Annotated in this window: 18 protein-coding genes and 1 other annotated feature; of the genes, 11 read left to right on the forward strand and 7 right to left on the reverse strand. The window is 40.6% G+C overall.

The genetic code is table 11. From position 1 onward, the window contains the following. Positions 1 to 127: 127 nt before the first annotated feature. Positions 128 to 1,732 (reverse strand): ATP-binding cassette domain-containing protein, encoded by a 1,605-nt coding sequence (locus MHB39_RS11475; RefSeq protein ID WP_036079018.1) that lies wholly within the window; start codon positions 1,730 to 1,732, stop codon positions 128 to 130. A gap of 592 nt (positions 1,733 to 2,324) precedes the next feature. Here MHB39_RS11475 and MHB39_RS11480 point away from each other — a divergent pair. The 5 genes from MHB39_RS11480 (at position 2,325) to recQ (ending at position 10,673) form a co-directional block, all read left to right on the forward strand. Beyond that, entirely contained in the window at positions 2,325 to 4,211 is a 1,887-nt protein-coding gene (locus MHB39_RS11480) for an FAD-dependent oxidoreductase (RefSeq protein ID WP_342546825.1), read from the forward strand. A gap of 80 nt (positions 4,212 to 4,291) precedes the next feature. Further along, positions 4,292 to 4,511 (forward strand) — a binding site (T-box leader). Between the two features lie 44 nt (positions 4,512 to 4,555). Further along, positions 4,556 to 6,229, forward strand: coding sequence for an arginine--tRNA ligase (gene argS / locus MHB39_RS11485; protein ID WP_342546826.1), 1,674 nt, complete (start codon positions 4,556 to 4,558; stop codon positions 6,227 to 6,229). Between the two features lie 130 nt (positions 6,230 to 6,359). Then, positions 6,360 to 7,541 (forward strand): MFS transporter, encoded by a 1,182-nt coding sequence (locus MHB39_RS11490; protein WP_342546829.1) that lies wholly within the window; start codon positions 6,360 to 6,362, stop codon positions 7,539 to 7,541. 248 nt (positions 7,542 to 7,789) lie between these two features. Beyond that, positions 7,790 to 8,893 carry a hypothetical protein gene (locus tag MHB39_RS11495; protein WP_342546831.1) on the forward strand — a complete coding sequence of 368 codons (1,104 nt, stop codon included), beginning with the start codon at positions 7,790 to 7,792 and terminating at the stop codon, positions 8,891 to 8,893. A 7-nt stretch (positions 8,894 to 8,900) separates the two neighbouring features. Next, the gene (recQ, locus tag MHB39_RS11500; RefSeq protein ID WP_036079031.1) at positions 8,901 to 10,673 is read left to right on the forward strand and encodes a DNA helicase RecQ; all 1,773 of its coding nucleotides are present in this window, start codon (positions 8,901 to 8,903) and stop codon (positions 10,671 to 10,673) included. Positions 10,674 to 10,735: 62 nt separating this feature from the next. Here recQ and msrA read toward each other — a convergent pair whose 3' ends face one another. Beyond that, a complete protein-coding gene (gene msrA, locus MHB39_RS11505) occupies positions 10,736 to 11,257 on the reverse strand; it encodes a peptide-methionine (S)-S-oxide reductase MsrA (protein ID WP_081977511.1) in 522 nt (173 codons plus the stop codon). Positions 11,258 to 11,431: 174 nt separating this feature from the next. Between msrA and MHB39_RS11510 the strand changes: the two genes are divergently transcribed. The 3 genes from MHB39_RS11510 to MHB39_RS11520 all read left to right on the forward strand — a co-directional run bounded on the left by MHB39_RS11510 (position 11,432) and on the right by MHB39_RS11520 (position 14,110). Then, on the forward strand, positions 11,432 to 12,382 hold the full coding sequence (locus tag MHB39_RS11510; protein WP_016992687.1) for an LCP family protein: 951 nt from the start codon (positions 11,432 to 11,434) through the stop codon (positions 12,380 to 12,382). 64 nt (positions 12,383 to 12,446) lie between these two features. After that, a complete protein-coding gene (locus MHB39_RS11515; RefSeq protein WP_016992686.1) occupies positions 12,447 to 13,646 on the forward strand; it encodes an AI-2E family transporter in 1,200 nt (399 codons plus the stop codon). A 98-nt stretch (positions 13,647 to 13,744) separates the two neighbouring features. After that, positions 13,745 to 14,110, forward strand: coding sequence for a cupin domain-containing protein (locus tag MHB39_RS11520; RefSeq protein ID WP_342546833.1), 366 nt, complete (start codon positions 13,745 to 13,747; stop codon positions 14,108 to 14,110). Positions 14,111 to 14,165: 55 nt separating this feature from the next. Here MHB39_RS11520 and MHB39_RS11525 read toward each other — a convergent pair whose 3' ends face one another. Next, entirely contained in the window at positions 14,166 to 15,341 is a 1,176-nt protein-coding gene (locus MHB39_RS11525) for an aminotransferase class I/II-fold pyridoxal phosphate-dependent enzyme (protein WP_342546834.1), read from the reverse strand. 232 nt (positions 15,342 to 15,573) lie between these two features. On the opposite strand from MHB39_RS11525, the gene MHB39_RS11530 reads away from it, so the two are divergent. Together MHB39_RS11530 and MHB39_RS11535 are read left to right on the forward strand one after the other, a co-directional pair. Beyond that, positions 15,574 to 16,455: an aminoglycoside 6-adenylyltransferase gene (locus MHB39_RS11530; RefSeq protein WP_342546836.1), complete on the forward strand. Its 882-nt coding sequence runs from the start codon at positions 15,574 to 15,576 to the stop codon at positions 16,453 to 16,455. 13 nt (positions 16,456 to 16,468) lie between these two features. Continuing rightward, the gene (locus MHB39_RS11535) at positions 16,469 to 17,284 is read left to right on the forward strand and encodes a hypothetical protein (RefSeq protein WP_342546837.1); all 816 of its coding nucleotides are present in this window, start codon (positions 16,469 to 16,471) and stop codon (positions 17,282 to 17,284) included. A gap of 46 nt (positions 17,285 to 17,330) precedes the next feature. On the opposite strand, the gene MHB39_RS11540 is transcribed toward MHB39_RS11535, so the two are convergent. Beyond that, on the reverse strand, positions 17,331 to 18,125 hold the full coding sequence (locus MHB39_RS11540; RefSeq protein ID WP_036079040.1) for an enoyl-CoA hydratase/isomerase family protein: 795 nt from the start codon (positions 18,123 to 18,125) through the stop codon (positions 17,331 to 17,333). Positions 18,126 to 18,492: 367 nt separating this feature from the next. Between MHB39_RS11540 and MHB39_RS11545 the strand changes: the two genes are divergently transcribed. Then, a complete protein-coding gene (locus MHB39_RS11545; protein WP_342546840.1) occupies positions 18,493 to 19,368 on the forward strand; it encodes a site-specific integrase in 876 nt (291 codons plus the stop codon). A gap of 43 nt (positions 19,369 to 19,411) precedes the next feature. Here the strand turns inward: MHB39_RS11545 and MHB39_RS11550 are convergent, their stop codons facing one another. From MHB39_RS11550 to MHB39_RS11560, 3 genes are all read right to left on the reverse strand, one after another. Continuing rightward, complete coding sequence (locus MHB39_RS11550) at positions 19,412 to 20,266, reverse strand: transglutaminase family protein (protein ID WP_048392841.1); 855 nt, start codon at positions 20,264 to 20,266, stop codon at positions 19,412 to 19,414. A gap of 61 nt (positions 20,267 to 20,327) precedes the next feature. After that, positions 20,328 to 21,293 (reverse strand): alpha-E domain-containing protein, encoded by a 966-nt coding sequence (locus MHB39_RS11555; protein ID WP_342546841.1) that lies wholly within the window; start codon positions 21,291 to 21,293, stop codon positions 20,328 to 20,330. Continuing rightward, a complete protein-coding gene (locus tag MHB39_RS11560; RefSeq protein WP_342546842.1) occupies positions 21,247 to 22,737 on the reverse strand; it encodes a circularly permuted type 2 ATP-grasp protein in 1,491 nt (496 codons plus the stop codon). The genes MHB39_RS11555 and MHB39_RS11560 overlap by 47 nt, the downstream gene beginning before the upstream one ends. Between the last annotated feature and the right edge of the window lie 64 nt (positions 22,738 to 22,801).

Below are 22,801 nucleotides of genomic sequence, written 5' to 3' on the forward strand. Positions count from 1 at the left end.
AACGTTTCCCCCTCATCAATGCTATACTCTATCATTCTATAAAAATCCTTTAATACCTTTATAAACCATATAAACGCAAAAGACAAAAAAATCCTCTACCACTGTTGGTAGAGGATTTTTGTAAAGCTTAGCTTAAGCCTTGGCTATCTTTCCACTCTAAGAATTCATCATATGTTAATTGCTTATCTAAAATAGTACCGTCTTCACGGATTTCGATGACACGGTTAGCAATTGTTTGGATGAATTGATGGTCATGAGATGTGAAAATCATTGCGCCTTTGAAACGAATTAAGCCTTCGTTCAATGCTTGAATAGATTCAAGGTCAAGGTGGTTCGTTGGCTCATCTAATAAAATAACGTTTGCTGTTGCAAGCATCATTTTTGATAGCATACAACGTACCTTTTCGCCCCCTGATAGAACAGCAGGGGATTTCTTCACTTCTTCACCAGAGAACAGCATACGTCCTAGGAAACCACGTAGGAAGCTTTCTGTTTCATCGTCTGGAGAATATTGGCGTAGCCATTCTACTAATGTTTTTTCAGAACCTTCGAAGTACTTGTCATGATCGTTTTCGAAGTAGCTTTGAGATGTCGTTACACCCCATTTAAATGTGCCAGCATCTGCTTCTTTTTCTTCCATTAAAATATCTAGAAGTGCTGTTTTCGCCATTGGGCTACCAAGTAAAACAATTTTATCTTCTTTGTTCATCGAGAAGCGAATGTCCTTGAATAGTGTTTCGCCTTCATGACTTGCCGTTAGGCCGTCTACTGTTAGGACATCGTTACCGATTTCACGGCCGATTTGGAAGTTGATGAATGGATATTTACGGCTTGATGGCTTAATATCATCCAGCTCAATTTTATCCAGCATTTTTTTACGAGATGTTGCTTGCTTTGATTTAGAAGCATTCGCAGAGAAACGTGCGATGAACGCCTGTAGTTCTTTAATTTTCTCTTCTTTTTTCGCATTTTGGTCTTGTGCCATTTTTTGCGCTAATTGAGAAGACTCATACCAGAAATCATAGTTCCCTACATATAATTGGATTTTAGAGAAGTCCAAATCCGCAATATGTGTACATACTTTGTTTAAGAAGTGACGGTCATGGGATACAACAATAACTGTATTCTCAAAGTTAATCAGGAACTCTTCCAGCCATTGAATTGCCTTTAAGTCAAGGTGGTTGGTAGGCTCATCGAGTAATAGCACATCAGGCTGACCAAAAAGGGCCTGTGCAAGTAATACTTTAACTTTGTCAGAACCTTCAAGATCGCCCATTAGCATGTAATGAAGATCATCTGAGATACCTAAACCGTTCAATAGTGTAGCTGCTTCTGAATCAGCTTCCCAACCGTTTAGCTCTGCAAATTCACCTTCTAACTCTGCAGCACGCATGCCATCCTCATCTGAGAAGTCTTCCTTTGCATAGATAGCGTCTTTTTCTGTTTTCACGTCATAAAGGCGTTTATTCCCCATAATAACTGTGTCGAGCACTGTATGCTCATCGTATTCGAAGTGGTTTTGTTTCAGAACAGATAAACGTTCGTCCTTACCCATCGATACATTGCCTTCTTGCGCTTCAATTTCACCAGAAAGGATTTTTAAAAATGTTGATTTACCAGCACCATTTGCCCCAATTAAACCGTAGCAATTGCCTGGTGTGAATTTTATATTTACGTCTTCAAATAGTTTACGATCGCCATAGCGAAGACCTACATTACTAACTTGAATCATGCAAGTTCCTCCTTTTTTCACAATGGCTCTAGTATAGCATGAAATATGTTCCATAGTCTATAAACATTATTAAATCAAGGTTTGGCGTTCTTTCCACATTTTTTGTTAAACATAAACTGAATAAAGATACAATAAAAAAATTAAATTTGGTGTAACTTTCTTTGAGAGTGGAGCGTCTATTGTAGTGTGATTAACTATTTTTGAAAAAGAATAGAAAAATGACATCATTTTCCATGGGGATTTTAGTTGCTTATTCACAAAGGTTTCGTCTAAAATGATTCTGACTGTTTATATGTCAAGTAAATCATCACTGGTGCCCACAAGACCATCCCCGTTTTGAATGCCAGCTACTCGTGGCTCTTTCATTTATCCTAGATTGGTGTTGCTAATGTTAGACTAAAAACATCACAATCCTCATAAATGATTTCATTCATTTATCTTGATGATAATTTCATAGAGAATGCTATAAGCTAAAAAATTATTCATTTGTGGTAATGATATGCCTGCGTTCAACTAGGACATTCAGCCCTTGAGGCGGGAATGATGATTAAACAAACACATTGATGGTAAATTTAACAATTGGAGGTATATTATGGGTAAGGGCTTATTATGGACAGCCACTTGTGTAATAGTAGTTTTACTTGGGTTTGGTAGCTACTATTTTATTAAAGAAATAACAAACTCTATGGCATACAATAAATTAGTGGATGAGTATAAAAAGCCAGAACCAATTGAACATATAGAGGCAGAATATGATGTTATTGTCATCGGTGGTGAACCAGAGGGTGTTGCTGCTGCTGTTGCTGCTGCTCGAAATGGTGCAAAAACATTGTTGGTCGAAAAACGACAAGAGTTAGGTGGATTATTTACATATGGTATGCTGAATTTCCTCGACATTCCTCGTGATGGCCATAACAACTCGATAAGTGAGGGAATATTTAAGGAATGGCATGAGCTTGTTAGAGGGAATGACGCTTTTGGCATTGTAGGTGCTAAGGCAGCCTTTAAAAAGCTGATCGATGAAGAGCCCAACTTAACTTTATCCGTGCAAACCGAGATCGTGAAAGCGAATGTTAAACAACAACAATTAACGTCCGTGGAATTAAAAAATAAGTACGGTACATATGTTGTGACGGGGAAATCTTTCATAGATGCTACACAGGATGCTGATTTTGCAGCCATGTCAGGCGTTCCATTCTTTGTGGGTGGAGAAGATATTGGCATAAAGGATAAGCGTATGGCTGTGACTTTAATGCTGCATCTAAAAAATGTCGATTGGGATGAAGTAAAAAAAGCGGCTAAGTCTGGTGTATTTGGCGGTGCTAATTTAAATCATACCGTTATGTGGGGCTTTACAAAGCTGCATGATGAATACAAGCCATTACAAGAGGGTACAAGATTACGAGGGTTAAACTTAGCTCGTGTAGATGATGAATATTTCATCAATGCCTTACAGATTTTTGGTATTGATGGCTTGAATGAATCCTCCAAACAAGCGGCTATTGCCACTGGGAAGAAAGAAACGTTACACATTCTAAAATATTTACAAACAAACTTCCAAGGATTTGAAAAAGCTGAAATTGTTAGCTATCCAGAAGAACTCTACGTCCGAGAAACAAGACATATTTGGGCAGAGTATCAATTACCAATGGCAGACCTTTGGAAAAATAGTGATCAGTGGGATAGCATTGGCATTGCCTCTTATCCAGTCGATGTGCAAGCGCAAACGCCTCATGATTACGGCTATGTGATCGCATCACCAAAGCAATATGCCATTCCATTCCGTTCATTAGTACCGAAGGACATTGATGGCTTACTGGTTGTCGGACGCTCTGCTGGTTACTCATCACTCGCAGCTGGTAGTGCACGTATTGTTCCAACAGGGATGGTGACAGGTGAAGCGGCAGGGACTGCGGCTGCTCTTGCACAGAAGCATGATGTAACCTTTAGAGACATGAGCAAGGATAAACAATTAATTGCTACATTACAAGAGCAATTGACTAAACAAGGTGCATATGTTGATTCATTTTCAATTGAGTACCCATATCAAGGAGAATGGTATGATGAAGCCATTCAAACGCTCATTAATTACGGCCTTGTAGTGGGCGGCTATGATAATGACCTAAAAGTAGATAGTAAGGCGACGAAAATAAAGTTTGCGAAAATGTTAAAAGAGAGTATGCTACGTGCCGGTGGAGAAAGTGCATTAGGAATGAAGGATCAGCTCGAAATTGTTATCAATAAAGTTTATAATCAAGGTGATGAACCCATTGAGCGAGATGAGCTAGCCCAATATTTGGCTGATGTCCTCATCGGTGAATCCAATGCGACTAGCTGGGATACGTTAGTTGAAAAAGGAATCGTCACTGAGCAAGTAGCCAAAAAAATCTCTCATAATAAGGAACTAAAATTAAAAGAGATGTATGCCATTATGGCTGATGTTATTCATTATGTAGAAAAAAAACGTTCCTCATTGTGAGGAGCGTTTTTTGCCGAATGGGCAACATAAAAAAGGTTGACGCTGCTAAGGAAGTCCTGTAATATATGTCAAAATCATAGAAAAATTCGATGAAAAAGAGAGTAATTGATGGGAAGACTGGCAAGCGAGTTAGGGATGGTGGGAGCCTAATGCAGGAACCATGAATGGAGTGCACTTTGGAGAAGATTCTCGAAATAGTAGTAGAGAATAGCGGGGCGTCACCTCGTTAACAATGGAAAGTGGTCATGTCACATGGCAACTAGAGTGGTACCACGGGATTATCATGCTCTCGTCTCTAATTATAGAGGCGAGGGCTTTTTTATTTGGACAGGAGGAGGAGCAAGATGAATAAACAAATCGCCGATAGTATAGCAGTCGTATTAAAGCAGCAAATAACAGGGGAGGAAATATTGTCACTATTAGAAAAACCAAAAAGCTTGGAGCTAGGGGACGTGGCCTTTCCATGCTTTACCCTAGCAAAAGTGTGGAAACAGTCTCCACAAAGTATTGCAGCACAAATAGCAAGTCAATTAAACCATGACAGTATCGAGCGTGTGCAAGCCGTTGGTGGCTATGTCAATATTTTTCTAGCTCAGCAACAGGTAACGCAACAGGTGTTGAGCAAGATTCTGCGCGATAAGCAACAATATGGTACTAGCTCAACAAAGATGGGAACTGTCGTCTTGGATTTTTCATCTCCTAATATTGCCAAGCCCTTCTCGATGGGACATTTACGTTCAACGGTCATCGGAAATGCCTTAGCAAATATAGCAGAGAAAAATGGCTATCAAGCCATTCGTATCAATCATTTAGGGGACTGGGGTACACAGTTTGGTAAGCTTATTGTTGCCTATCAGCTTTGGGGGGACAAACAGGCTATTTCAGCGTCACCGATTAAGGAGTTGCTAAAGATTTATGTGAAATTTCATGAAGAGGCAGAGCAAGATCCAACACTGAATGAACAGGCTCGTGCCGCCTTTAAAGCATTGGAGGATGGTGATGCAGAGGCACTAGCATTGTGGCAATGGTTCCGAGATGTGTCATTAGATGAGTTTCAAACAATCTATAAGCTGTTAGGAATTGATTTTGATGCCTTTACAGGTGAAGCCTTTTACAATGACAAAATGACACCCGTTGTGACAGCGCTAAAAGACAAAGGGCTACTCGTAGAATCAGACGGTGCGTATGTTGTGGAGATGGATGAGATGCCTCCATGTTTAATAACGAAAACGGATGGTGCCACGCTGTATGCGACGCGTGATTTAGCAGCCGCCCTGTATCGTCAACAGCACTATCAGCCCGAAAAGATGTTCTATGTCGTTGGTAATGAGCAGTCCCTCCACTTTAAACAACTTTTTCAGGTCATCGAAAAAATGGGCTATCCTTGGGCAAAGAATCTGCAACATGTCCCATTTGGCATGATGCTGAAGGATGGCAAAAAAATGTCGACTCGTAAAGGCAAAGTGGTGTTATTAGCAGATGTGCTAGCTGAGGCCATTGCGACGGCGAAGCGTAATATTGAGCAGAAAAATCCTCATCTTTCAAATAAAGAGCAAGTAGCACAGCAAGTGGGGGTTGCAGCGGTAATTTTTAATGATTTAAAATACCATCGTCTAAACGATATTGAATTTTCAATCGAGCAGATGATGAATTTTGAAGGCGAAACAGGTCCATATGTACAGTATACGTATGCACGTATTTGCTCTATTTTAGATAAAGCGAAAGCTCCGACTCAAGATATGATATTGAATTCTTTAGGAGAGCTGGCTTGGCCGATTATCTTATTATTAGAACAGTTTCCCAAAACGGTAGCTATGGTTTTTGATCAGGCTGATCCGTCTCAAATAGCGAAATATGCCTTACAATTGGCACGCTTATTCAATAAATATTATGCACAGCACAAAATAGTAGCAGATGATGAACAGCAAGCATCCCGTCTTGCACTATGTCAGAGTGTCGCCATTGTTTTAAAAGAGTCATTAGCCTTATTAGGTATTGAAGCACCTGAAAATATGTAATAAATAATAGCTATTTAAAGGCAAACTGTCCAATGATTGACCATCCTTCGAAAACATGATAAAAGGATAGAGGAATCCATGCAAGCTTTTCATAAATGAATGATGTGTAATAGTAGAGAGGATCGAACAAATGGCTAAAAAACAATGGACCATTTCACTCACCTTCGTGGTCATTAGTATATTTTTTGTAGCACTTAATATGAGACCAGCCGTCACGGGAATAGGACCTCTTTTTAACGTCCTCATGACATCCTTACATGTCTCGAATACAAGCATGAGCTTTCTCACAGCGATTCCCGTTTTTTGTATGGGATTATTTGCTCCATTGGCTGTCCCACTTCAGCGAAAAATGGGCACGAAATCAGCTATCACCCTTTTAATGGCTATCCTGGTCGTCGCGAATGGGCTACGCTTTTTCCAAGCAAGCTATCTCTTGCTCATCGTGACAAGCTTTGCGGCAGGCTTAGCGATTGCAATGATTGGTCCTATTTTAAATGCTTATATTAAGAAAAAGTTTCCAGAACGCTTTACGACAGTTGTCGGTATCTATTCATTCGGTATTGGCGTAGGGGCTACTTTAAGTGCAGCCTTAACCGTGACCTTTTATCAGGGTTTCAGTAATAGCTGGACAATCGCCCTTGGTATGTGGTCAATCCTTGCGATAGTTGCTCTCGCTATCTGGCTAGCGGCAATTCCATCCGAACACAACGAGCAGCTACACCAAGTAACTGCGTCAGAAGATGTCCGTAATCCGTGGACATCTAGACGTGCCTGGGTAATCTTACTGTACTTTGGTTTACAAACATCACTTTTTTTCTCAATCATGTCATGGCTTACACCGCTATTGCAGGATAAAGGCCTGTCATTAGAGGCAGCAAGTACCATGCTGACCATTATGTCGATTGTACAAATGATAGGGAATATGGCGGTACCAATGTTCATGGAAAAATGGCCCAGTCGAATGGCATGGCTACTAGTGTTAAGCTTTGTTGGCGTGATAGGATTTATGCTGCTGTGGCTGACATCAGGTATTTACCTATGGCTGGCTGTTTTATTAATTGGTATTGTGTTAAGTGGGCTGTTTCCAATCGGCCTATTGTTGCCTCTTGATGAAGCCAAAAATGATCAGGAGGCCACTAGTTGGTCATCTATGGTGCTGGCAGGTGGCTTTATGGTAAGTGCCATTATCCCCATTCTAATAGGCGTTTGCTATGACCTAACTGGCAACCATACATGGACGTATCTGATCTTTGTACTATTAATGCTCGGCATTCTAATAACGACAGGACTATTAAGGAAAAAATCATTGTAAGAGACATGTGTCAGGTTGCACATGTCTTTTTATGTGAAAATTATTTTGTGGGTATGATATCCTTCCATCCTCATAGCAAATTTCGTCTTTCCCCAATATTAATGGGTAGAAAGAAATGACTTTAGGGTAGTTGCTACATTTTTCTAATATTAATTAATTTATAATAATATTATGTAAACTTGAAACATTACTAGTCCTTGATTATGATAGAGAAGAGAGAATGTAGAAAAGAAAGTTTTGGTGAAGGTATGTATAAAAAAGTGCTCATTTTAGGAGCGACAGCTTTTCTTGTAGCAGGCTGCGACAGTCAAATAGGGACAGGATGGTTTCAAAATAAAAAGGCAGAGGTGGAAACAGAGGGAGCTGTGACGAAGCAACAGGAAAAAATTGTCCCAGAGGTCAAAGTGATTGGAGAGCATGGTGTTGGAGCAGGCATTATTATCAGACAACAGGATGATCAACTGTATATTTTAACGAATGGCGCACTAGTGGCATCCAAACCAACTGCCCTTGTTCAATTTGGTCAGGACAAGCTGGTAGCAGCAACTATTCATGTTATGTCAACCGCCTATAATATGGCCCTATTACGAGTAACCTATCAAGCGGATGTGCAAGTGCCCAAGCTATATGAAGGTGAACTCAATCAGCTAGCTGTTTATGTGAATGGCTTACCCTATACGATTCAAAAATACCAAGATAAAGTTGCGGCTTATTATATAGAAGCAGAACAATCGATACCTCTAGGAAGCCCTGTTATGGAGGCTGAAAATGGCGCCATTGTCGGTCTATATTTTAATCGACAACAGCAAGGAGAATCCCAGCCATACATATTGCCTATAAAGGAATTCCAAGCATCCATTGATGAATGGATTGAAGAGGGCATGACAGCCAGTGTACGACTTTCCCAATCGAAAAACTTGTACCCCTATATTGAACAAGGGGATAAAGAAGCTGTACAGCAAGCAATCGAACAATATGGAGAAAATGTATTTGCATATAATACCGATGAAATTAAGCTATTTTTAGATACGTTTCACAAGCATTTAAAGGGGGCAGTGACAACTCAGGATGCAAGTGTGATGAAATCGATTGTCGGCACAGAGGCTATACAAGAAACCTTGGCTAGTATGGTTGCCTATTATGCTTCCAAGCAAGCCAAAATTCATTTCTCCGACACGGATATTCAGGCAATTCGTGTAGAGGGACAGCGTCTTATCGTACAGGCTAAAACGGAATATATCCTAACGAATGCTGCTGGACAGGAGGCACTTGCCTACTCCAATATGGTGTATGAGTTAGAAAAAAATGAACAGGGCGAGTACAAGCTACTTGGTCTCACAAACAAGGAGTGAATTTTGCATGGAGCAAGCTAGACAAATGCTACAGCATCATTTTGGCTATGATACCTTTCGCCAAGGACAAGCCCAAATTATTGAACAAACATTACGAGGGCAGTCAAGTCTTTGTGTCATGCCAACAGGTGGAGGGAAATCCATTTGCTATCAAATTCCAGCGTTAATGCTTGAGGGGTTAACCATCGTGATTTCGCCTCTGATTTCACTGATGCAAGATCAGGTGGAGGCTTTACGTACAGCGAATATTCCAGCAGCCTATATCAATAGTACGCTGACAGCACAGGAAGTGGATGAAACCATGCAGCTTGCTCGTGCAGGTTATTTAAAGCTCCTCTATATTGCACCTGAACGACTGGAAAGTACGACGTTTCTTCAAGCATTGTCGTATTTATCTGTCCCATTACTTGCGGTGGATGAGGCCCATTGTATATCGCAATGGGGGCATGATTTTAGACCAAGCTATCGTTCGATCCACAAGCTTTTTACGCTATGGCCACAAAAGCCCACTGTTTTAGCGCTGACAGCCACGGCAACGCCAACGGTTTGTGATGATATTCGTCAATTGTTAGCGATTGATGAGCAGGCAACGGTCATGACAGGCTTTTCACGTGAGAATTTGGCACTTTCGGTGTTAATTGGTGAAAATAAAGAACGGTATGTAAAAAATTATGTACAACAAAATAAACAGGAAGTGGGCATCATTTATGCAGCTACTCGAAAAGCGGTGGACGCCATTTATGATGTGCTGAGCCGCTCTGGTGAAGCCGTTGCAAAATATCATGCAGGTCTATCAGAGAGCTTGCGGATGGCTGAGCAGGAGCGGTTTTTAAAAGATGAGGCACGTATCATGGTGGCAACGAATGCTTTTGGTATGGGGATTGATAAAAGTAATGTGCGCTTTGTATTGCATTATCAAATGCCTCGTAATATGGAGAGCTATTACCAGGAAGCGGGCCGTGCTGGCCGAGATGGTCTGCCAAGTGCCTGCATTTTACTGTATGCTTCAGGGGACGTTCAAACACAGCGTTTTCTTATCGAACAGTCACAGGATGAGGCACGTATTACACAGGAGCTAGCTAAACTACAAACAATGGTCGATTATTGCCATACAGAGGGCTGCTTACAGAATGCGATTTTAGCGTATTTTGGAGAAGTAGAGGAGGAGCCTTGTGGGCGTTGTAGTAACTGTATTGACGGGCGAGCAGTGACAGATGTGACAGAGGATGCGCAAAAGGTGCTGGCCTGTGTTGTGCGTATGGGACAAAAATTTGGTAAGACCATGGTGGCACAAGTGTTAATTGGCTCTAAAAATCAAAAAATAGCTGAATTTGGCTTTGCCCGTTTATCGACCTATGGCATTTTAAAAGGACAATATGCCTCAAAGGATGTCTCCAACTTTATCGAATTTTTAATTGCAGAGGGCTTGCTGGCCGTGAAGCACGGTACATTCCCAACAATTTATGTATCAGCTGAAGGCAAGGAAGTGCTGCTTGGCAATCGACAGGTCATGCGGAAGGAAGCTGTCACAGTGAAGAAGCTGGTGGATAATGATCCATTATTCGAACACTTACGGGTATTACGCAAAGAGATTGCTGATGAGGAAAAAGTACCGCCATTTGTTGTATTTTCCGATAAAACATTGCGTGATCTATGTGATAAAAGACCAACCGTATTGGAGGATTTACGACAGGTGAGTGGTATAGGGGAAGTGAAATATGAGAAGTATGGTCAACGCTTCTTTGACGCACTACAATCGTTTTTAGAGGCCTCCGTTTAATAAATTTGTTGCCATCGCATAGAAAAGAGGTGTCTCCAGCTTGTGAGACCCCTCTTTCTTTATTATTTTTCCCAATGCTTCGCAATGAATGTATCTCGCCCAGAAACGGCACGGTCTTGCTGATAGTGAGCTGCCTCTTTTTTATAATAATCCTGATGATAGTCCTCTGCTGGGTAGAAGCGTTCAGCATTGCGAATTTTGGTTACAATAGGTTTATCAAAGCGTCCGCTATTGGCAAGCTTTTCTTTCGAGGCCTCTGCGATTTGCTTTTGCTCATCTGTATAGGTAAAGATTGCGGTTGTATAGGATTCGCCACGGTCATGGAATTGTCCATACGCATCCGTCGGGTCAATTTGCATCCAATAAATATCAAGGAGCTGCTCATAACTAAAAATAGCAGGGTCGAATTCGATTTCCACTACTTCTAAATGACCTGACGTTCCTTTTTTGACATCTTCATAGGTTGGGTTTTCTAGGTGGCCACCCATATAGCCTGAAGTGACTTTATGTATACCGTCCCACTCGACGAATGGCTTGACCATACACCAAAAACAGCCGCCAGCAAATGTCGCTTTTTCTATCATTTGAATCATCCTTTCTTTTGTGAAAATATTATAGCATTGTTTTACGCCAAACTGTGCAAATGGGTGTAAAATAACGTTTAGATAGAAAAACATGGAATAGATCCTTTTTAAAATGAAACTTTCTAGCTAATCAATCGTTACATTAACTATATCAAAATAGAGGAGTTAGTTGTTATGGAAGAGCAAGATTATACAAGACGCTCCCAACGTCCTAAAAAGCGTCGATTACGTAAAGGGAGAGCATTTTTTACACTATTACTATTGTGTATCATTGTGATTGTCGGCTATTCGGTCATGCAATATCGCAGTGGACTAGAGCTAGCCAATGACACGAAAGTAGCACAGGAAGATTTTACGGGTGATAGCATCAAAGGGGATATCGAAAACTATTTGATTTTAGGGGTCGATACACGTGGAGAGGAAAAATCACGTACCGATACAATGATGGTATTATCCTGGAATAAAGCAAATAACGATATTAAACTCGTATCCTTTATGCGTGATATTTACGCGGATATACCAGGCTATCAATCCTATAAGCTTAATACAGCCTACTACCTAGACGGTGTTCAGCTATTAAAGGATACATTGACAAATATGTTTGGCCTACCGATCCATCATTATGCACTGATTGATTTTAAAAACTTTGAATCATTAGTGGATATTTTAGCACCAAATGGTGTGGAAATGGATGTTGAAAAGGATATGTCTGAAAATATTGGGGTAGAGTTAAAGCAAGGTGTTCATCGTTTAAATGGTCAGGAGCTACTAGGCTATGCGCGCTTCCGTCATGATGCAGAAGGCGATTTTGGGCGTGTTGCACGTCAGCAAAAAGTAATTGAAGCATTAAAAACAGAGTTATTAACACCTTCGAATATGCTGCATTTACCAAAATTTGTTGGTGCGGCACAGGGCTATATCACAACAGATTATTCATCTACTGAGGAAATGCAGCAAGTGCTAAAATTGCTATCAAAGGGCAAGGTAAACATTGAGAAAGCAACCATCCCTATCGAGGGGAGCTATCGATTCCAAAACTTTAGCCATGCGGGCGATTCCATTGTCATCGATGTAGAGCAAAACAAAGCCTTTTTAAGTGATTTTTTAGGTATTTCACTAGAGTGATGTTTCGCAAAAACCAGCATTATCCTGTAATATAAAGGTAGAGCATTTGGATTGGGGTGGATATATGGAAAAAGAGAGACCAAAAGAGCGTTCAAGCCTGTTAGCAACCAAGTTTATTCGTTTTTTAGGTGGTAGAAACCTATTATTTACACTGGTGATTTTATTACTGGTGGCATGTGTTATTTTTATGTTTAATCAAGTTTCCTTTATCTTTACCCCGCTACAAGTTTTATTTGAAGTAGTCATTTTACCTGGGGTACTAGCCGTCATTGGTTACTATTTATTACGCCCATTGCTGGCGATTCTGGTACGATGGCGTATCCCAAGGATATGGGGTATTTTAATCCTCTATATTGCGGTCATTGGTGTCATTACATTACTTGTGGTGCTAGTCTATCCATTTTTACGCGATCAGTTCACTAATTTAGCACAGGAATTCCCAGAGTACTTCATGGCATTTACGCAAAACATTGTAGAATTCCTGAATCATTCACGTTTTAATGAGTACTTAGATAAAATTAGTTTTAATTTTGATGAAGTTTTGAATAACTTCACAACAGATATGGTAAAAACAGTGAAGGATATGGCTACCAATGTAGCGCAGGGTGTGGCATCTGGTATTACGGGCTTCCTATCAACGTTAACAGGTATTGTGCTATCACTTGTAACGGTGCCATTCATCCTGTTTTATTTACTAAAAGAGGGCGAAAAATTACCGAAATTTATGCTGAAAGTGTGCCCGCCACGTATGCGTAAAGAGGTAACTGAGATTTTCCATGACATGGACAAGCAAATTAGTTCGTACATACAGGGACAGATTTTAGTATCCATGTGTATTGGAGCAATGGTGACGATTGGCTTCTTAATTATTGGCATGAAGTATGCTTTATTGCTCGGCTTCCTTGCGATGATTACAAGTGTGGTGCCCTATTTAGGACCCGTTATTGCGATCACACCAGCAGTCATTATCGCTCTTGTTACATCTCCATTGATGCTGATTAAGCTAGCGATTGTATGGACAATCGTTCAGTTAATCGAAGGAAAGTTCATTTCTCCGCAAATTATGGGGAAATCACTCAGTATTCATCCAATTACGATTATCTTTGTGCTATTAACGGCAGGCTCGTTATTCGGTGTCCCAGGTGTTATTTTAGGGATTCCTGGCTATGCGATCTTTAAGGTACTTGTCACGCATTTATTCAAGCTCTTTAAGCAGCGCTATAACCGCTACGAAGATGACGTTCATCAAAAATATGATATCTAACAAAACAGCTACTGCTAGCAATGCAGTAGCTGTTTTTTGCTGTGGAAAATCGCAGTATGCTATTCTACTAGTAGAGCTAAAACAAGGGGGAAAAGGAAATGGCATACATACCGATCAATTTTCAAGAGAAATTGGCTAAATTTCAAGAGCATTGGTCTCCAAAGGTCATTGCTGAAATGAACGATTATCAATTCAAACTCGTTAAAGTTCAGGGGGATTTTGTTTGGCATAAGCATGAGGATACGGATGAGGTGTTTATTGTCCTGGAGGGGCATTTAATCATCGAATTCCGAGATGGCCAGGTAAGCTTGCACGCAGGAGAGATGTTTGTGGTTCCTCGCAATGTGGAACATAAACCCTTTGCTGCTTCGGAGTGTAAAATTCTGCTTGTAGAGCCAATGGGTGTCGTGAATACAGGTGAGGAGCAATCAGAGCTTACCGCTGAAAATGATGTGTGGATTTAACCATCATAGAAAAACCCTTCCAACAAAATGTTAGAAGGGTTTTTACATTGACTAATTATTGCTTTGCTAATAATTGTACTTTTGCTAAGCGTTCCACGGCTTCTTGCAGAAGTTCCTTTGGTTGAACTAATGCTAAACGTAAATAGCCTTGTCCAGCTGTACCAAATACGGTTCCTGGAACTGTGACAACGCCTACTTGTTCAATCAATTGAAAGGCTAATTCTGTGCAATCGATAGCATAGGGATATTTAGCCCATACGAACATTCCACCATCAGAGGGTGCGGCTTCCCAGCCTAAAGCTTGTAAGCCATTCATCAGCGTTTTATGGCGCTCTGAGAAAGTGGCACGTAAGCTTTCCGTAATTTCCTCAGCGTTATCCAATGCTACGACAGCCGCATCCTGAATAGGCTCGAAAATACCGAAATCTAAATTTGATTTTAATTGCTTAATAACAGCGATCATTTCTGCATTTCCTGCGATATAGGCAATACGTGTTCCAGCAAGGCTAAAGCTTTTAGAGAGGGAGTTAATCTCCATACCGACCTCTTTTGCACCTGGTGCAGCTAGGAAGCTAATAGGGCCATCTCCCGTAAAATAGAACTCTGAATAGGCAGCATCATGGAGGACGATGATATTATAATTTTTAGCAAAGGCGATGACTTTTTCAAAGTATGCTAATGACGGCATCGCTGGTACAGGATTTCCTGGTAAGTTTAAAATCAATAACTTTGCTTTCTGTGCAATTTCTTCTGGTACAGCGTCTAAATCAGGTAAATAATCGTTGTCGGCTGTTTGAGGCATGTAATAAGGTGTTGCGCCAGCTAAGTGAATCCCTGCGTCATACGCTACATAAGCTGGGTTTGTGGATAAGACGATGTCTCCTGGATCACAAAAGGCAATTGGTAAATGCACTAAGCCTTCTTGCGAACCAATTGTTTGAATAATTTCTGTCGCGGGATCTAGATCAACATTACTACGACGCTTATAGTAGCGACTCACCGCGTCATAAAAACGCTGTGTGCCAGTCAGTGTATAGCCATAAGATTCGGCTAAACCTGCACGATAGGAAAGATGCTCACGTATTTTGGCATGTGGAGGAAGATCAGGGCTGCCTAAGCTTAGGTCAATTAAGGTCATGCCCTTTGCTTGCTGCTCTCGAGCAAAATTTTTCAAATCTCCGAAAATTGCTGGTGTAAATAATGACATTTTTTTAGATGGTACGATTTTCAAAACTAGTACACTCCTTGTAGTTGTATAACAGAATAGTAGTTCACATTTTATCATACTGAAGCGCAGAAAGGGACAGATATTCTGAAAAAAGAAAATATTTATATAATGGAGAGGATGTGTGCATAGACTAGCGAAAAAAGATTTTCTACCATTGGGGGAAGCTACTATAAATTCCTTCAAAGAGGAAAGTGTATTATACTGAGTATAAAGCTTTTCAGGTGGGGTGAGTCTTATGAGAACAGAGCAAGAAATGTATGATTTAATCCTAGCCACTGCACAACAGGACACTAGAATTCGTGCTGTTTACCTAAATGGCTCAAGAGCAAATCCGAATGTTCCAAGGGATATGTTTCAAGATTTTGATGTTGTGTATGTCGTAACAGACATAGCCTCTTTCTTACAAGATGATAAATGGATTCACGTATTTGGTGAGCGGCTGATGGTGCAGGAGCCTGATCGATTGGATAAGGGGCTTGGCTTGGACAAAGACTTTTCTTATAGCTATACATATTTAATGCTACTGAAGGATGGGCATCGCATTGACCTTCGCTTATTATCGATACAAGCTATGCTAGATGAGTATGGCCAAGACAAGCTGACCGTCCCTTTACTCGATAAGGATCAGCTTTTGCCACCTATCTCTCCATCCTCAGATTGCGACTATCATATTAGTCCACCGACTGAGGGGCAATTTGCTAGCTGTACGAATGATTTTTGGTGGTGCTTACAAAATGTAGCCAAGGGCATTTGGCGAGACGAACTCCCATATGCCAAGCAAATGTTTGAGGAAACGACAAGGCAGTCCTTGCATCAAATGCTTAATTGGTGGATTGGTCAGCACTATCATTATCAGATATCTACAGGCAAAATGGGGAAGTATTTAAAAAATTATGTGCCAGCTAATTATTGGGCATTGTACGTAAAAACCTATGCCGACGCTGATTATACTAACATGTGGAATGCCCTGTTTGCGGCATGCACACTCTTTCGAAGTATCGCAAAGGAGGTAGCCCATCACTTTCAGTTCGCGTACCCTCACGAGGATGATGCTCATATGTCAGCCTATTTGAAGCATGTACGCACATTACCACCAGATGCGAAAACGATATTGTAAGGGGGGAAGGGCAGTGAAGGTTTATTCATTAAGTGGACCAAGTGGCACAGGCAAAAGTACAAGTGCGCTGGCCTTTGCCCATAAATTAGGGGTGGAGGCCATTGTTGATGATGGATTACTCATTGTGAATGGTGTCAGGGTTGCAGGCGTTTCTGCAAAATTTGAAAAAAATACGATTACCGCTGTACGACGCGCCATTTTTACAGATCCTGTCCATCGTGAGGCTGTCCAAAAGGCGCTAGTTCATCATCAGGTACAGTCTATTTTACTGATAGGCACATCGACTAAAATGACGAATAGTATTGCCAAGCAGCTAGAGCTAGGTCCAATTGATCACTATTATGATGTGGAAGATGTCCGTTCATTAAAAGAAATTCAAAAAGCACGCTTTATCCGTCAAACACAGGGTAAGCATGTTATGCCAATTCCATATAGACAAGTGGAGCAAAATTTCTTTAAACGATTGGTGCAAAAGGGCATGGAGATTTTTTCATCGAAACGTGAAAAAATCGGAGAAACGACAATTGTACGCCCTGATTTTCAGCGGGAATATATAGAAATCAGCAAGCATGTTTATGTACAGCTACTGACATACTGCTGTAGCCAACAGGCCATTGTACAAAAGGTGGAGCAGGCACAATTTGTGCTAGGAGATCAGGTTCAAGCTATCCTCACTATTCAGGTAAAGCTACCGATCGATTATCCACTAGCAGCACGTTTATTGGCATTACAACAAGCTGTGCAGCAAGACTTTTATCTACATTTTGGCTATGAATTAGATGCTATTCATGTACATGTGAAAACGGCTTTGCAAAAGAAAAAAGCGTAAAAAACAGGTACTCTGCGCGCACGTTGGCGTTAAGAGTACCTGTTTTTTACTTTGGTTGGCGGGTGAACCGTGGCTGGCGTTTTTCCACAAAGGCACGACAACCCTCTGCGAAATCACTGCCTACAAATGGCGAAGAGCCTTGCCATAAGGTCGGCACACTATCGAGACATTCTTGAACAGATTGCTTCACGGCAAGTAAGGATTCAGGCGACATTCCTGCAACAAGCTTACCCATACGAATCATGTATTTATTTAAATCTTTTTCAGCTACTAGGTAGTTAAGCATTCCAAGCTTGAAGGCTTCCTCTGCTTTAAACATTCGTCCTGTAAAGACTAAATCCTTGGTTGTGGCAGGGCCAACGAGCTGGACTAAACGCTGTGCAAATTTGTTGTTTAAGGTGATTCCTAATTTACCGACAGGAATACCGAGCTTGGCCTTGTCCGAGCCAATGCGGATATCGCAGGCCAAGGCTAATTCCAAGCCAGCACCCATCGCAGGCCCATTGATGACGCCAATCGTTGGAATCGGGAGGCGCTCAATGGTAGAAATGGTTTTTTCCATATGTACAAAGGCTTCTTCAGCTTGTTCAAGAGAAATGGCATTGAACTCTTTAATATCAGAGCCTGCTGTAAAGTTTTGGCCAGAGCCCCGTAAAATTAGTACTTTATTTTTCGGATTATCTAATACTTGTAGGGCAATCTTGGCTAATTGATCCCACATGTTTGCGGTTAATGCATTTTTTGCTTGTGGTCGATGAATCGTAATTATCGCTAGTCCAGCTGTTTCTTGATAAATAATTTTTGCATCTTCTGCTTCCAGTCGAGTCGTTTTTACTTGCATATCGGAAAGCCTCCTACATGTTAGTGTCTACCTTTATTATATAACACAATCAACGATAAACACGAAATGATACGAATTTTCACATAAAATTGCGTTGTTATACAAGAATGTAGGGAATAGTAAGCATTTATTGTACTACAACAGGGGAGCGGAATTTACTATTGTAAGAAAGCAAAAATTATGAGAAACTACTTTCGGAACATATGTTTCTTCATTATGTAAGGGGCATTTAAATGGTAGAAGCGGGTTTATGTTATGGAAATACAGATTATCCGACATTACAATATATTAAAATGAAATTAAACCTACGCACCCAAAATATAGTAAAATATAAATAACTCACGCCAAGTAAACAAGGAGGGGCGACATGGTTACACTCAAGGACGCATGGAATAGCTATGTATTACTGCTGCAATCATTGAAAAAAAGTGCTGCCACAAAAAAACAATACAATATGGATGGGCAGCAATTTTTAACATTCGCCCATAAGCAAAACTACTTGTATGTAGATCATCAATTGAAAAATTTATTACAGCTCTACTGCGACTATTTAAAGGAAACCTATAGTAATATCAATACTTTTAACCATAAAATAGCGACATTACGAGGCTTTGTAGACTTTATTTTTTTACGAGAATGGGTGAAGCCCTTTGATTATCAGCATATTTTACAGCCAAAAAAAAGACAAAAAGAGACACTGCAAGCACTGACAAATAAGCAGATCATGCAAATTGCAAACGTATGGCCCACCTATTTTCAATATGCTAAAACAAAGGAGCATGCATGGCTGGCAAGACGCAATGGCTGTATCGTTCAAGTGTTGATGGAAACAGGTTGTAAGCCTGCCGAGCTCGTTCGCATGAAATGGACACACTTTAAGGAAGAAAAAGCGACTCTTTTTATAGCCAACCGAAATGGTCGTCGAGAAATAAAGTGTTCAACGATCCTCATGGACATGCTCGCACAGTATAAAAAAGAGACGAGCAATTTACATGAGCAAGAGGTGGGAGAATGGGTTTGGGTAAGCGAGGCAAGTATAGCGAAGCCAATTACTACGAAAACAGTTGAACGCATTTTTCAAACGATATCCCAAGATATAGGGAAGAATGTAAGAGCCACTGACTTGCGTTATACGGTGATGCAACGGGCGTTTCAACAGGAAAAAACACTGGAGCATATTCAACAAGAAATGGGCTATGTACGAAAATGGGTGCTAACAGAAAGACAGCAGCGCCTAGAATAAAAGCGTGCAGTAATCGCGATTTATCACCATTACTGCACGCCTTTTATAAATGATTCAATGCTTTGACATTTACTTTGACTGTTAAATCATGCTTGCCTCCTGTATATACCCCTTCCACAGGGCTAATGTCACTATAATCGCGTCCAATACATAAAATAATATGGTTTTCTAATACTTCCACATTATTTGTAGGATCAAGACCGATCCAGCCAATACCTGGAATCATGACTTCTACCCAGGCATGTGTAGCGATATCTCCGATGAGGGCTGAGTTTTCATCGACATATAGATAGCCACTGACATAGCGAGCTGGTATTCCTTTCGCCCGTAAAACAGCAAGCATGACATGGGTGAAATCCTGACAAACACCCCGTTTTAATGCAAATGCCTCACTTGCTATTGTAGTTACATTGGTCGCTGTCGGGTCATACTCAAAGCTAGAATATAAATACTGCATTAAATTAAGCGAAAAGAGCACAGGATTTTCAGCATGACCGATCGCATGATAAACTTCCTCTAGCTGCTGCTCTGTCATAAATGTAAAATGTGTTGCTTTTAAATACGGTAAATAATGCTCATAGAATAGCTGTGAGTGAAAGATGGTCTGCATTTCGGGCGAATATTGAATACGATGAATAAATGGTGCACGCTGAATACTTACAATTGAAGATGTATGAATTTCTAGTATTTGATGTTGCTCTGGTATATAAAAGGAACCAACAGTATTGCCCCAAATATCCGTATGCTCACGGGTTAGGGAGGATGGCGTTATGGCAATTCGATAAGATAATAATCGCTGACGCTCATCGCTACGCGGCTTTAAACGAATCGTATTCAAGCTTTGATCGACTTCAGACTCATATTGAAAAATATTTGTATGCTGAATTTCAAATTTCATCGTGTCCGCTTCCTTCTGCTTACTGACTTGCCTGTTGAAAGGGAGCTGTGGTGAATTCCTTTCAAGGTTGTACGCTGGGTTCATATAAATGATAGATTGTCGAAAAGGCTTCACTAAAAGCCATACATTGAGACAATCTTTCCTCCATCAGTTTTAGGGTTTCCTCAATAGTCATTTGCCAAAAATCAATATGATCGATTGCAAGAACGAGGCTACTAATATCCGACTGAAGCGTTAAAAATCGTGAGGATAAAGAATCGTGTTCAATAGCCGTTATGGCTTCTTCTATTTTCTTTACACAGAACATCACAGAACATGGGAAATGCACATCTTGGACTAAATACCGAATGACCGTTAGTAAATTGGTCTGGCGATGCTTCCGCATGTAGGATTCTCTAGCTGCGGAAAGCTCCAATAAAAAGGTACCATCATCCTCTAACAGTGATGTGCCTGTTCGCTTCTGTTGTTCTACGATTACAACGATCATCCGAATGGTTTTTTCTGCTCGTTCAAGCCATTTGCCGACCTGCATAAAATAGAAGGGAAGATCGCGATCCATTGTACCCTCAATTAGCCCTGTCTCCATCCATAAAGTCTTTCGAACATCCTGTAAAAAATCTTGAAGGGCAATGAGTGGAATAGGTCGCTCTCTTTTTAGTATGGACTGTTGCTTTGTTAAATAAAAGGAATTTTGAATTTCCCAAAGTTCCGTTGGCATACTATCACGTGTAACTCGTGCATTTTCCCGAATAGCACGTAATGTGGCATGAAGGGCATTACCGTTTTTCTCAGAAAACAGAAGATAATCAATCAATGGGTTAACACGAATCGTTGTGTAATGTGCTAAATACTCCTCCTTAGAGGCACAAATATTTAAAACAGCCTCCCAATGATCAATATAATCATGTTCTTGCCCTGATTGCTCCAACATATTCAACAGCTGTACCTGTAATATATGTGCATTTGTTTGTGTACGTTCACTATAACGTGCCATCCAGTACAACGCGTCGGCTACTCGACTTAGCATGCTGCAATTCCTCCTTTAAAATCCACGTATCCTTTGCACCGCCCCCTTGAGAGGAATTCACAACAAGAGACCCTTCTTGTAGTGCCACTCTAGATAAACCGCCAGGCAACACATAGCAATCCTCACCCTTCATAACATAAACACGTAAATCAACATGGCAAGGATAAAATCGCCCATTCTGGAAGGCAGGGGCTCTGGACAATTTAATCGTTGGTTGTGCAATATATTGATAGGGCTGATCAATAATTTTTTGCTTAAACAAAGCAATCTCTTCTTTATTTGCATGTGGACCAATTAACATGTCATAGCCACCAGAGGCTCCTACATTTTTAATAACGAGCTCGTGTATATGCTCTAGCACCCATTCACGCTGACTGACATTTCCTAGATGATAGGTTTTCACATTCTGTAGAATAGGTTCTTCCTGTAAATAATAGCGAATCATCTCAGGCACATAGGCATACATTGCCTTATCATCTGCCACCCCATTCCCAACGGCATTCAAGATGGATACATGACCTGCTTGATAAGCAGCCATTAAATGTGGAACACCTAATAAAGAATCCTCACGAAAGACAGTAGGATCTAAAAAGTCATCATCAATTCGACGATAAATAATATCGATTTGCTGTAGGCCATAAATGGTTTTCATATAGACCTTCAAATCCTGTACAACTAAATCGCGACCCTCGACGAGCTGGATGTTTAAATGCTGGGCTAAAAAAACATGGTCATAATACGCAGAATTGTACATGCCTGCTGTTAGGAGGACAGCTTTAGGCTCTCTTTTTGCTTGCAAGGAAGGTGGGCGATGTTCAAGAAGTGCTTTTTTCATATAAGCCATTTGTTTATCAAGAGGACGAATCGTATGCTTGGAGAAAAATTCAGGGTATACTTCCTTCATCACATCTCGATTTTCAAAGACATAGGAAATGCCAGAAGGGTTGCGTAAATTATCTTCGAGTACATGATAATCACCTTTTTCATCCCGAATTAAATCAATCCCTGCTAAAAAGATATGATTCGCAATTGGTACTTGAAGTCCTCTCATGGTTGGTTTGAAATATGGGTTATTTTCGACAAGCTGTCTCGGAATAAGACCGTCCTGAATGATCTTTTGCTGTCCATAAACATCCTGTAAAAATTTATTGAGGGCTTCCACGCGCTGTTTGACACCTGCTTCAATCATGGCCCATTTGGTTTGAGGAATAATAATTGGGACACAATCAAAAGGCATGGTACGTTCTGTTCCGTCTTGTGCACCATATACCGTAAATGTAATCCCTTGTCTGAGAAAGCTCGCTTGCGCTTGTCGGTATTTTTCTTCAAGTTGCTCCCGCGAAAAAAAGGATAGCTTATGATGAAAAGATCGATAATGAGGCTTTGGCTTATTGCCATCAAACATTTCATCGAAAAACAGACTAGAATCATATAAATTCATCATATGGATCGCCTCCGAATTCAAGTAGTAGTGAAAACATGTTACACTGTGAATAAATACATAAAAG

The sequence above is a fragment of the Lysinibacillus sp. FSL K6-4013 genome, assembly GCF_038630435.1.
GTDB lineage: Bacteria > Bacillota > Bacilli > Bacillales_A > Planococcaceae > Lysinibacillus > Lysinibacillus boronitolerans.